Here is a 13231-nt window from a genome sequence, read left to right as displayed (position 1 = left end):
TTGTTAAAATCGTAAATTTAATGGCTGATATTATTCATTTGTTACCCGATTCGGTTGCTAACCAGATAGCCGCCGGAGAGGTAATACAACGTCCTGCATCCGTAGTTAAGGAGTTAGTAGAAAATGCAATTGATGCAGGCGCAGAAAATATACACGTATTAATCACCGACGCCGGACGAACCAATATCCAGATAATTGATGATGGTAAAGGTATGTCTGAAATGGATGCCCGTTTATCATTTGAACGACATGCCACATCTAAAATCAGCAATGCAGCCGATTTGTTTGCTTTGCGTACCATGGGATTCCGTGGCGAAGCATTGGCATCTATTGCTGCTGTTGCCCAAGTAGAACTCAAAACACGTCAGGAACATAGCGAACTAGGTACCCGGATTGAGATATCAGGCTCAACTGTCGAAAGCCAGGAGGCGGTATCGTGTCCCAAAGGAACAAATTTCTCCGTAAAAAACCTCTTCTTTAATATACCCGTTCGGCGTAAATTCCTGAAAGCCAATTCAACCGAATTAAGCAATATACTTACTGAATTTGAACGTATTGTACTAGTGCATCCTGAGGTTGCTTTCACCCTACATAGCAATGATGCCGAGCTGTTCAATTTGCCAGTATCATCGCTGAAGCAACGTATTATTGCAGTCTTTGGTAAAAAACAGAATCAGCAATTACTCTCTGTTGATGTAGAAACCACCTTGGCCAAAATAAGCGGATTTGTGGGTAAACCCGAAACAGCAAGAAAAAGAGGTGCTCATCAATATTTCTTTGTGAATGGCCGTTACATGCGCCATCCTTATTTCTATAAAGCAGTAACCGATGCTTACGAGCAACTTATCCCGGTTGGCGAACAAGTATCTTTCTTCCTGTATTTCAATGTTGATCCTGCCAATATTGATGTAAACATACACCCCACTAAAACAGAAATTAAGTTCGAAAATGAACAGGCAATCTGGCAGATTCTCTCGGCAGCAGTGAAAGAAGCATTGGGGCGTTTTAATGCTGTACCCTCTATCGATTTCGATACAGACGACATGCCCGATATCCCAATAATTGGGGCCGATAAACCAATTGAACCGCCCAAAGTTCATGTCAACAGTGATTATAACCCTTTTAAAACTTCCGGAAATAGCTACAGCCGGTCCAAAGTAGATTGGGAAGACCTGTATGCCGGATTAGAAAGGAACGATACCAATGAGGTTTGTAAACCGGATGACGATGAAGATAACTTAATCATTCCTTCTGCTACCGATGAGGTTGATAGTAAACCTGCCACATCGCTTTATGGCAACTCTTCCGGTTTAGAAAAAAGCAATCAGCATTTTCAATACAAAGGGCGCTATATACTGACCTCTGTAAAGTCCGGGTTAATGTTGATAGACCAACACCGTGCCCATATCAGGGTGCTGTTCGAACAGTATATTTCACAGATCAGACAGAAGCAAGGTGTTTCTCAAGGGGTGTTGTTTCCCGAAATCTTTCAGTTACCTTCTTCCGAGGCTGCGGTTTTGCAATCTATTATGGACGATCTTTCGGCCATAGGCTTCGAAGTAACCAATCTGGGTGGAGGCAGTTATGCTATCAATGGAATACCATCGGGCATAGACGGGCTTAATCCGGTAGATTTAGTGCGCAACATGGTGCATACAGCCATGGAAAAAGGCAACGATGTGAAAGAAGAAATACAGAATATGTTGGCATTGACCATGGCCCGTTCTGCCTCAATTGTTTATGGACAGGTTCTTTCGGACGAAGAGATGCGATGCCTGGTAGATAATCTGTTTGCTACACCTGCTCCTAATCATACACCCGATGGACATACAATTCTGGCTACAATAAAAGAAGAAGATATAGAACGGTTATTCAGGTAGTTCATTCCCTGGAATGATTACTCCTTCTCAATCTCCCAAGGCAGCCCATCCTTATAATGAATAGAAGCATGTGCCCCATTGCAAAAAGGTTTGTTGGCCGACATGCCACAACGGCACAGTGTTACCCTGTTCCTTATTTCGTAACTTGTTCCATCGGCACTTTCGATACGAATACCACCCTTTACCCACAATGGGCCGCTAACCTTGATTCCCGGATCTTCAAGCACACTGATCGATGGTTCGAACTCAGGTTCGTAAACCTCTTTCTTTTCTTTATCGTAAACCACTAAACGCCCTGCCGGACAGTGCCCTGCTTCATGACGTACCAATTCTTTTTCTTCTTCAGTCTGTGCTTTCCGAACGATATTCCAGATTCTTCCATGCGCATCGCAAAAACGAGCAAAAGCACAATACTTCTCATTATCGGCCAATATCATGGTTGGACCCTCAAATGCCTCCGCATTTTCAAGCAACGGACGTTTAGAACTTGTTTCTTTTGGGTCCCAGCGAAACTTGGTATGCGAACCATCACAATAAGGTGCATTTTTCGATGCACCACATCGGCAAAGTGCAACAGGCTCCCTATCACTGTCAAACTTCAATCCTTTCTTGTATTCCCAAGAAGCACCTTCTTTATTTTGAACAATAATCTCTTGGTCAATTGGAGGTTGACCATATACTAAATACGGTCCATCAGCCGTAATTTTGATATAAAACTTCTCCGGAGCTTGCTTGCTTCCAACTTCTGTAAATACTTTCTTATCAGCCATAATTTTATGTTTTAACTGATAACAGAACGGTATTGAGGAAGGTTTTGTTTATTATAAAACGCTAAGTTTCGCAGAGTTTTAATAATTTTACCCAAACCTGCATCCCGCTAATTTTTGCTTTAGTATCTTTGTAGGGTTAAAATTTAGAACTATTTAGATTAGAATAAAGTGATTTCAGTAGAACAACTCAAAGTAGAATTCAACGCAACGCCTCTGTTCGAAGATGTTTCGTATGTTATAAATAGAAAAGACCGCATTGCTCTGGTAGGCAAAAACGGCGCCGGAAAATCGACCATGCTTAAAATACTTGCCGGATTACAATTGCCCACATCAGGTAATGTATCTGTGCCCCGCGATACCACTATCGGTTATCTGCCGCAGGTAATGAAACTAACCGATAGCCGTACAGTGATGCAGGAAGCCGAACAAGCTTTCGAACACGTTTTTGAAATGCAAGCCCAACTAGAGCGGATGAACAACGAGCTGGCATCGCGTACCGATTACGAATCCGACGACTATCATAAACTTATCGACCGTTTTACGCAGGAGAATGAACGTTTCCTGATGATGGGCGGAACCAACTTTCAGGCCGAAATAGAACGTACACTTATGGGGTTAGGATTCAGACGCGAAGACTTCAACCGTTCTACCTCCGAGTTTAGTGGAGGCTGGCGTATGCGTATTGAGCTGGCAAAACTACTGCTTCGCCGGCCAGATGTGCTCTTGCTTGATGAGCCTACTAACCACCTCGACATAGAGTCTATCCAGTGGTTGGAAACATTCTTGGCAACACGGGCCAACGCTGTGGTGTTGGTTAGTCACGACCGTGCCTTTATAAATAATGTCACTACCCGCACCATTGAAATATCGTGCGGAAAGATATACGATTACAAAGTAGCCTACGACCAGTTTATAGTTTTGCGAAAAGAACGTCGCGAACAGCAACTTCGTGCCTACGAAAACCAACAGAAGCAAATACAGGACACCGAAGATTTTATAGAGCGTTTCCGGTATAAAGCAACCAAAGCCGTACAGGTGCAAAGCCGCATCAAACAACTGGATAAAATAGAACGGATTGAGATAGACGATGAAGATAACTCATCGCTCAGATTGAAATTTCCACCGGCATCGCGTTCGGGTAGCTATCCTGTAATCTGCGAAGATGTGACCAAAGCTTACGGCAACCATGTTGTTTTTCACAATGCTACCCTCACTATTAACCGTGGCGAAAAAGTAGCTTTGGTAGGAAAGAATGGTGAAGGTAAAACCACTTTGGTGAAGTGTATTATGGGCGAAACCGATTTCGAGGGTAAACTAACCATTGGCCACAATGTACAAATTGGTTACTTTGCCCAGAATCAGGCACAGCTATTGGACGAGAATCAAACCGTATTCGATACAATAGACCGCGTTGCCGTTGGTGATATCCGTACAAGAATACGCGATATTCTGGGTGGATTTATGTTTGGTGGCGAAGCATCCGACAAGAAAGTAAAAGTACTTTCGGGTGGCGAACGCACCCGCCTTGCCATGATAAAACTTCTGCTGGAACCGGTTAACTTCCTCATTCTCGACGAGCCTACCAATCACCTTGATATGCGTTCGAAAGATGTATTGAAAGAAGCCATCCGCGATTTCGATGGCACTGTAGTAATTGTTAGCCACGACCGTGAGTTTCTCGATGGCTTGGTAACCAAAGTGTATGAATTTGGTGGCGGCTTGGTTAAAGAACATCTGGGTGGTATTTACGACTTCCTGCAAAAAAAGAAGATAGATAACCTCAACGAACTTAACCTCAGCAAGAACAGAGGACCGGAAGAGAAACCCTCAACCAACAACTCTCAACCTCCGGTTGATAACAAATTATCTTATGAAGCCAGAAAAGAACTGAATAAGAAACAAAAGAAACTGGAGAAACAAGTTGCCGATTGTGAAGCAAACATTGAGAAAACAGAGTTAGCCATAGCCGAAATTGAAGCGAAAATGGCAACAGCCGAAGGTGCTTCGGATATGACACTTTATGAGAAACATCGTGAACTTAAGCAACATCTTGATAAAATTGTTGAAGAGTGGGAAAACGTTTCTATGGATTTGGAAGAGGTTGGTAAAATGCAATAAAGGGAAAATGAAACGCTAAGTTACGCGGAGTTTTTATTTCGATGCGACAGGAACTCTCGTGATTCAAAATATTCAAAAAAAACATTTCAGAATGGGTACACAATGTAGGGGCATCCCTTGTGGGTGCCCTGATGTGTGCCGCATGGAATAATACATTGCAAACCATCATCAGGGCACCCACATTTAACTATTCTTTTTTTAACCGCAGAGTACGCAGAGTTTCGCAGAGTTTAATATTCAATGCTGCATAGAAATTAAAAACTCCGCGTTAATCCGCGAAACTCTGCGGTTAAAATATTAGAACTTAACAGCCCAAAGGGCGGAGGGGTCCGTATACTCCGCCACTAACTGAACCCAAAACACTTTAATTTACCTCCTCCCAGAAGTTTAAAATGCAAAATTTGCCAGCACTGCCAGCACACAACGGTTTATCTGTTTGATTATTAGTTTGTTAAAGCGTGCTGGCAAAGTGTGCTGGCAAATATCATTACAACATTGTCAGCACGCGAGATGTGCATGAGACAACTAGTTTCATTCTTGTTTTGTGCAGTGAAACAAGTAGTTTTCTATATAGAAAACCAACTGTTTCCTACGTAGAAAACAAGTCGTTTCCTACATAGGAAACAAGTGGTTTCCTACCGTGAAACCGTTGGTTTCCTACCGTGAAACCGTTGGTTTCCTACCGTGAAACCGTTGGTTTCCTACCGTGAAACTGTCGACGTTCTTTAGAGATCAAATAATACTATAACTTTTACCCTCATCAAAGCGTGACGACAAATCTGTAATAATGTTTCTCAACACGGCATTCAACACGCGTTTAACGTATTGTTAATCAATAAAATAGAGCCTCTGCGTGTTGAATGACGACAAATTTTGCATTTTAAACTTCTGTGTAGGGAAAGGAGGTAAAGTGAGGTAGAGGAAGTAAAGTAGTTGAGTCTTAAAAAATCCCTTGTTTTTATTATTAATTCACATTGTTTTTATTATGCGTTATAAAACAATATTTTGTAACTTTGCACATCTATCTAAAAATACGAATTAAATGTCTGAAACTAAGAGGATAAAAACCGCTCTGGTATCGGTTTATCATAAAGAAGGTTTGGATGAAATTATAACCAAACTGCATGAAGAGGGAGTAGAATTTTTGTCAACCGGAGGGACCCGGCAATTTATTGAATCATTGGGATATCCATGTAAGGCAGTAGAAGACCTTACAACCTATCCTTCGATTCTTGGAGGAAGAGTTAAAACACTGCATCCCAAAGTATTTGGAGGAATACTGTGTCGTCGCTCAAACGAACAGGATATTCAGCAAATTGAAAAGTACGAAATCCCCGAAATAGATCTTGTAATTGTAGACCTTTACCCCTTCGAAGCAACCGTAGCTTCGGGAGCCGACGATGCTGCAATAATCGAAAAAATAGATATAGGCGGTATATCACTTATCCGTGCAGCAGCAAAAAACTATAACGACGTAATTATTGTAGCCTCGCAACAACAGTACAAACCATTGCTCGATATGTTGATGGAGCATGGAGCTACTTCCACGCTCGAAGAACGTCGTTGGATGGCTAAAGAAGCATTTGCAGTATCCTCTCATTACGATTCAGCTATTTTTAATTATTTCGATGCCGAAAAAGGATCAGCCTTCCGCAGTTCGGCTAACGACCAGAAAGCTCTTCGATATGGTGAGAACCCACATCAGAAGGGCTATTTTTATGGCGATCTGGATGCAATGTTCGACCAGATTCATGGAAAAGAAATATCATACAACAACCTGCTCGATATAAATGCAGCCGTTGAACTTATCGACGAATTCGAAGATACAACCTTTGCTATCCTGAAACATAACAATGCTTGCGGATTAGCATCGCGCCCAACTGTACTCGAAGCATGGACTGAAGCTTTAGCCGGTGACCCCGTATCGGCATTCGGAGGAGTATTAATTACCAATGGCGTGATTGACAAAGAGGCTGCCGAAGAAATAAACAAAATATTTTTTGAAGTTATTATTGCACCCGATTACGATGTAGACGCATTGGAAATTCTGGGACAGAAAAAGAACAGGATTATCCTTGTTCGCAAACCTGCTAACCTACAGAAAAAGCAGTTCCGCTCCTTACTGAATGGAGTTTTAGTACAGGACAGAGATGTAAATATTGAAACAATTGCCGACCTGAAAGTTGTTACCGACAGGGAACCAACACCCGATGAGGTAGAAGATATGTTGTTCGCAAACAAGATTGTCAAGAACAGTAAGTCCAATTCGATTGTTCTAGTAAAAGACAAGCAACTTTTAGCCAGTGGAGTTGGACAAACTTCGCGTGTTGATGCATTGAAACAAGCAATTGAGAAAGCAAAAACATTTGGCTTTGATTTGCAGGGAGCCGTAATGGCATCCGATGCCTTCTTCCCGTTCCCTGATTGTGTAGAAATTGCCGATCAGGCCGGAATTACAGCAGTTATTCAACCGGGTGGCTCTGTAAAAGATCAACTTAGCTTTGATTATGCAAACGAGCATGGTATGGCTATGGTGATTACAGGGATACGGCATTTCAAACACTAAAAAAGTAATGAGTTATGAGTTTTGAGTAGTGAGTAACGAGTCCGCATGGCACTCAAAACTCACTACTCAAAACTCACTACTCATAACTCAAAACTCATAACTCAAAACTTAAAGAAATGGGATTATTCTCTTTTACACAGGAAATCGCAATGGACCTTGGTACTGCTAATACCATTATTATAAGTAATGGTAAGATAGTAGTAGATGAACCATCGGTTGTTGCGTTAGACCGTCGTACAGACAAGATGATAGCAGTGGGGGAAAAGGCAAAGATGATGCATGAGAAAACCCACGACAATATAAAAACAATACGTCCTCTACGCGATGGTGTTATTGCAGACTTCTATGCCTGCGAGCAAATGATACGCGGACTGATAAAAATGGTAAATATCCGTAGAAGCCTTTTTGCCTCCTCGTTCAGAATGGTAATTGGTGTTCCATCGGGAAGTACCGAAGTTGAACTTCGTGCTGTTCGCGACTCGGCCGAGCATGCCGACGGTCGTGATGTTTACCTGATATTTGAACCAATGGCAGCCGCAATAGGTATTGGTATCGATGTAGAGGCTCCCGAAGGTAACATGATTGTTGATATAGGTGGTGGATCAACCGAAATTGCTATTATTTCGTTAGGTGGTATCGTATCCAACAACTCCATCCGTATAGCCGGCGACGATCTGACTGCTGATATTCAGGAGTACATGAACCGCCAGCATAACGTAAAAGTAAGCGAGCGTATGGCCGAACGTATCAAGATAAACGTTGGTGCCGCCCTAACCGAATTGGGCGAAGATGCTCCGGACGATTATATAGTACACGGACCGAATCGAATTACTGCACTTCCAATGGAAGTACCGGTATGTTATCAGGAAGTTGCGCACTGTTTGGAAAAATCTATTTCAAAAATAGAAACTGCCATATTAAGTGCCCTTGAAAGCACACCGCCCGAACTTTATGCAGATATTGTACACAATGGTATTTATCTCTCGGGTGGAGGAGCGTTACTCCGTGGATTGGATAAACGTTTAACCGAGAAAATAAATATTCCTTTCCATATTGCCGAAGATCCTCTTCATGCAGTGGCTAAAGGTACAGGAATTGCGCTAAAGAATGTAGACAGATTTTCTTTCTTAATGCGATAATAAATTGAATGCGCTATCTTCTCAGGTTTCTTATTAAATATAACTATTGGTTCCTTTTTATTTTTCTGGAATTAATAGCGTTCGCCTTGCTGGTTCGTTTCAATATGTACCAGCAAGGTGCTTTTTTCACATCTGCCAATGTAGTTGTTGGAAAAGTTTATGAACTATCGGGTAAAGCCTCATCGTACTTCCATCTGAAATCGAACAACGAAGATTTGTTGGAGCGGAATATGATGCTCGAACAGCGAATCTCTTTACTTGAAAAAACATTGCGCCAATACGAACCGGATTCTGTTGCAATGATTGATAAATTGAACCTGACCAAGAGCGACTATACTGTTTTTAAAGCTTATGCTACTAAAAACAGTATAAACAAAGCTGATAACTACATAACACTCGACAAGGGATCAAATGATAGCATCAGGCCCGAAATGGGAGTGGTTGACGGAAGAGGAGTAGTTGGAATTGTTTATCTCACATCTTCTCACTATTCATTGGTGATTTCTTTGCTGAACTCCAAATCGAGCATAAGCTGTAAAATCAAGTCGAGCGAATACTTTGGTTATCTCCGCTGGGAAGGAATGAACTCAAAATATGCCTACCTGAAAGACTTGCCCCGCCATGCAGAATTTAATCTGGGCGATACGGTGATTACAAGCGGACACTCGGCTGTTTTCCCCGAAGGGTTGATTGTTGGAATAGTTGACGATATGGAAGACTCTGACGATGGATTATCTTACAACCTGAAAGTAAAACTGGCTGCCGACTTTGGTAAGCTTGGCAATGTTAGAGTTGTATCCAGAGTTGGACAGAAAGAGCAAAGAGAATTGGAAGAAGAACCTAATATACAGCATCCTGCAACTAGATACCAATGACAATGAATATTTTCCATAAAATAGGGTGGTTTATAGGTTTAGTATTGTTACAGGTATTAATCTTGAATAATGTGCATATTGCCGGATATGCAACCCCTTTTATATATGTTTATTTAATCCTTAAGCTCGACATCTCAACATCCAGAAACGGATTGCTGATGTGGGGATTCTTTTTAGGATTGGCTGTAGATATATTCTCGGATACCCCGGGTATAAATACAGCTGCTACTGTTTTTCTGGCATTTATACGTACGCCGTATCTGCGTTTATTTATTCCACGCGATAATCAGGATACCATTGCACCTTCCATCCGGAGCATGGGTTTCTTCTCGTTTCTGAAATACCTTATGGGGACAATACTGACACATCATATAATTGTATTTGGCTTGTCCTTTTACTCTCTGGCCGATATTCAGACGTTGTTGATAAAGATTGTGAGTAGCACTATTCTATCTATTGCTTGTATTTTAGCAATTGATAGTGTGAAGAAGTAATTATGGCAAAGAATTATACATTTGAGAATCGTAAGTATATTATTGGGGCAATTGTTATTATAGCCATTCTGTTGTATTGTGGTCGTTTGTTCGAACTACAAGTACTCTCCAACCATTATAAAGAAAATGCGGATAGTAATGCATTCTTTAAACATGTTTTAAAACCTGCCCGTGGTGCAATATACGATCGTAATGGTAAATTGCTGGTATTTAATCAGCCGGCTTATGATATTACTGTTACAATACGCGAAATACAAAATCTGGATACATTGGATTTTTGTCGAACCCTTGACATAACTCCGGAATTCTTTCGCAGACGCATGGAGGAAATTAAAAACAAACGTACCAATCCAGGTTATTCCCGGTATACCCCACAAAGTTTTATGAGTCAACTCCGGCCCGAAGAGGTAGGTGTGTTTCAGGAAAAGCTTTTTAAGTTTCCCGGCTTTAAAGTAGAAAGAGCTACCATACGAAAGTATTCTTATAACTCTGCTGCCCATGCATTAGGTGATATTGCCGAAATTTCAAAAAAAGAGTTGGAACAAGATGAAGAAGGTTATTATACCCAAGGCGAATATGTTGGCAAACTGGGTGTAGAACATTCGTACGAAAAGCAACTTCGTGGTGAAAAAGGTGTAGAAGTGTTGTTGCGCGATGCACATGGTCGTATTCAAGGGAAATACATGGATGGTGCTCTTGATAAGAAACCAATCCCAGGCAAAAACCTGACATTAGGATTGGACATTGAGCTGCAAATGCTGGCAGAACAGTTGATGCAGAATAAACGAGGAGCGATTGTGGCGATTGATCCAAGAACCGGAGAAATACTTTGTTTTGTATCTGCACCATCCTACGACCCTGCTTTAATGGTAGGGAGACAGCGTGGAGCAAACCAAATGTTATTAAATCAAGATCCGTTTACTCCTTTATTTAATCGTGCTATAATGAGTGCATATCCTCCGGGATCAACATTCAAAACCGCACAAGGACTGACTTTTTTACAGGAAGGGATCATTGATGTAACCACATCATTCCCTTGCTATGGTGGTTTTGTTCATGCCGGTTTGCGCGTTGGATGCCATCCACATGGTTCACCTGTACCTTTCATCCCATCTATCTCAACCTCTTGTAATGCCTATTATTGTTGGGGCTTATATAGGATGATTGATAATAAAAAGAAATACGGCTCCTCGCATGTGGCATTAGACAGATGGAAGGACTACATGGTTTCGCAAGGTTTTGGTTATCCATTGGGAGTAGACTTGCCTGGTGAAAAGAGAGGCCTGATTCCTAATTCAGAATATTATACCAAAGCATTCAAAACAGAAAACTGGGGAGCCTTGCGTATTATATCTACCGCTATCGGGCAGGGTGAAGTTTTATTAACCCCCATGCAAATAGCAAATCTGGCTGCGACTATCGGTAACCGGGGGCGTTTTATTACTCCACATATTGTGAAAGAGATTGAAAACGACCAACTGGATAGCTTGTACACAACCTGGCGGCATACAATGGTTGATCCTAAATACTACGAATATGTAGTTGAAGGAATGCGTGGGGCAGTTATCGGTAGCCCTTTTGGATCAACCTGTAGAAGAGCTAATATACCGGGGCTGGAGATTTGCGGTAAAACCGGAACAGCCCAGAATACCGGAAAAGACCACTCCATATTTATGGGCTTTGCCCCAATGAACAATCCTGATATAGCCATTTGTGTATATGTAGAAAATGGTGGTTTTGGTGCAACATACGGGGTGCCTATTGGTGCACTCTTAATTGAGAAATACCAGAAGGGTAGTGTAGCCCCCGAAAGACAATATTTAATTGATCAGATTAGTAATGCAAATCTTATGCCTAATCTGAAACCAAACTTTTTACCTCATGAGCTCCAGAACCGCTAAACTTTGGAAGAATATTGACTGGATAACAATCTGTATCTATCTGATACTTATTGTTGCAGGATGGTTCACCGTGTGTGGTGCCAGTTACGATTACGGCGAAAGAGATTTTCTGGACTTCTCAACCCGCTCGGGTAAGCAGTTTATATGGATAGTTTGTTCGTTTGGTTTGGCATTTATCCTGATGATGCTGGAAGATACAATGTACGATATGTTTTCATATATCATCTACATTGGGATGATTCTGCTTTTAATAGTCACCATATTTATTGCTCCCGATGTTAAAGGCTCCCGCTCCTGGCTTCAAATGGGTCCTGTGAGTATTCAGCCGGCAGAGTTTGCCAAGTTTGCTACAGCCTTGGCCTTGGCAAAGTACATGAATTCATACTCCTACGATATAAAGCAACTGAAATTCCTTGTTCCCACAGTGCTTATTTTCATTGTGCCGATGATGCTTATTATACTTCAAAAAGAAACCGGTTCGGCCTTGGTGTATCTGGCTTTTTTTCTGGTATTATATAGAGAAGGAATGTCGGGTATAGTACTTTTCTTGGGTGTGTGTGCAGTTGTTTATTTCATTGTTGGTATTAAGTACGACGAGGTTCCGTTTATGGAATCACCAACTTCGGTTGGTGTTTTTACTGTTTTCTGCTTAATATTGTTGTTCACAATTATGTTTGTGTGGACATACATGCGAAGATGGGATGTTACCCGGAATCTTCTTCTGGTATGTGTATCAGTGCTAACAATATCTGTGTTTGTACTAAAGAATGTTGAGGTGTTCGATGTATCGAAGGTATTATGGGGACTTACCATATTAGTAGTTGGATATCTTGCTTTCATGGCAATCAAAGACCGTAAATGGACATTCTTTTGGATTGCTGTGTTTACAATCGGGTCGGCCATATTTCTTTATTCCAGCGATTATGTTTTTGATAAGATACTTGAACCGCATCAACGGGTGAGAATAAAGGTTGTTTTAGGCATGGAAGAAGATCTTGCAGGAGCAGGATACAATGTAAACCAGTCTAAAATAGCAATTGGTTCGGGTGGCTTAACAGGCAAAGGTTTTCTGAATGGTACCCAAACCAAACTGAAATATGTACCCGAACAGGATACCGACTTTATTTTCTGCACCATTGGCGAGGAACAAGGTTTTGCCGGTTCGGTTGCGGTGCTGATTCTGTATGGCATGTTGATTGTGCGGCTTATTATGCTAGCCGAGAGGCAGAGTCATACATTTGGGCGTGTGTACGGCTATTCGGTACTAAGTATATTCTTTTTCCACCTGTTTATAAATATTGGTATGGTTTTGGGGCTTACTCCGGTTATTGGTATACCGCTACCGTTCTTTAGTTATGGTGGCTCTTCGCTGTGGGGCTTTACAATATTGCTATTTGTATTCCTCAGGATTGATGCGGGAAGAGGTCGAAGGTTTTAATGAAGCTAAACGATTAAGTAGTTGATCCCCCAGCTGCTTTTGCTTTTGTG

9 protein-coding genes are annotated in these 13231 nt (G+C 41.6%); 8 read left to right on the top strand and 1 reads right to left on the bottom strand.

What is annotated here, in order from left to right; genetic code table 11:
- Nucleotides 1–20: 20 nt before the first annotated feature.
- Nucleotides 21–1880 (top strand): DNA mismatch repair endonuclease MutL, encoded by a 1860-nt coding sequence (gene mutL, locus D0T85_RS17570; protein WP_163214831.1) that lies wholly within the window; start codon nucleotides 21–23, stop codon nucleotides 1878–1880.
- A 17-nt stretch (nucleotides 1881–1897) separates the two neighbouring features.
- On the opposite strand, the gene D0T85_RS17565 is transcribed toward mutL, so the two are convergent.
- On the bottom strand, nucleotides 1898–2650 hold the full coding sequence (locus D0T85_RS17565; protein WP_203558519.1) for a CDGSH iron-sulfur domain-containing protein: 753 nt from the start codon (nucleotides 2648–2650) through the stop codon (nucleotides 1898–1900).
- Nucleotides 2651–2818: 168 nt separating this feature from the next.
- On the opposite strand from D0T85_RS17565, the gene D0T85_RS17560 reads away from it, so the two are divergent.
- The 7 genes from D0T85_RS17560 to rodA all read left to right on the top strand — a co-directional run bounded on the left by D0T85_RS17560 (nucleotide 2819) and on the right by rodA (nucleotide 13181).
- Nucleotides 2819–4768 (top strand): ABC-F family ATP-binding cassette domain-containing protein, encoded by a 1950-nt coding sequence (locus D0T85_RS17560; protein WP_163214830.1) that lies wholly within the window; start codon nucleotides 2819–2821, stop codon nucleotides 4766–4768.
- A 1042-nt stretch (nucleotides 4769–5810) separates the two neighbouring features.
- The gene (purH, locus tag D0T85_RS17555; protein ID WP_163214829.1) at nucleotides 5811–7334 is read left to right on the top strand and encodes a bifunctional phosphoribosylaminoimidazolecarboxamide formyltransferase/IMP cyclohydrolase; all 1524 of its coding nucleotides are present in this window, start codon (nucleotides 5811–5813) and stop codon (nucleotides 7332–7334) included.
- 116 nt (nucleotides 7335–7450) lie between these two features.
- Nucleotides 7451–8473 (top strand): rod shape-determining protein, encoded by a 1023-nt coding sequence (locus D0T85_RS17550; RefSeq protein ID WP_163214828.1) that lies wholly within the window; start codon nucleotides 7451–7453, stop codon nucleotides 8471–8473.
- An 8-nt stretch (nucleotides 8474–8481) separates the two neighbouring features.
- Nucleotides 8482–9348, top strand: coding sequence for a rod shape-determining protein MreC (gene mreC, locus D0T85_RS17545; RefSeq protein WP_163214827.1), 867 nt, complete (start codon nucleotides 8482–8484; stop codon nucleotides 9346–9348).
- Entirely contained in the window at nucleotides 9345–9842 is a 498-nt protein-coding gene (gene mreD / locus D0T85_RS17540) for a rod shape-determining protein MreD (protein ID WP_163214826.1), read from the top strand. Before mreC ends, mreD begins: the two co-directional genes overlap by 4 nt.
- 2 nt (nucleotides 9843–9844) lie before the next feature.
- Nucleotides 9845–11743 carry a penicillin-binding protein 2 gene (gene mrdA, locus D0T85_RS17535; RefSeq protein ID WP_163214825.1) on the top strand — a complete coding sequence of 633 codons (1899 nt, stop codon included), beginning with the start codon at nucleotides 9845–9847 and terminating at the stop codon, nucleotides 11741–11743.
- A complete protein-coding gene (gene rodA, locus D0T85_RS17530; RefSeq protein WP_163214824.1) occupies nucleotides 11724–13181 on the top strand; it encodes a rod shape-determining protein RodA in 1458 nt (485 codons plus the stop codon). The genes mrdA and rodA overlap by 20 nt, the downstream gene beginning before the upstream one ends.
- Nucleotides 13182–13231: the final 50 nt, after the last annotated feature.

The sequence above is a fragment of the Bacteroides sp. 519 genome (genome assembly GCF_010500955.1).
In the GTDB taxonomy this organism is placed as follows: domain Bacteria; phylum Bacteroidota; class Bacteroidia; order Bacteroidales; family Bacteroidaceae; genus Bacteroides.
Note: the sequence above shows the minus strand (reverse complement) of the source record. Positions and strands in the feature narration are given on the sequence as shown.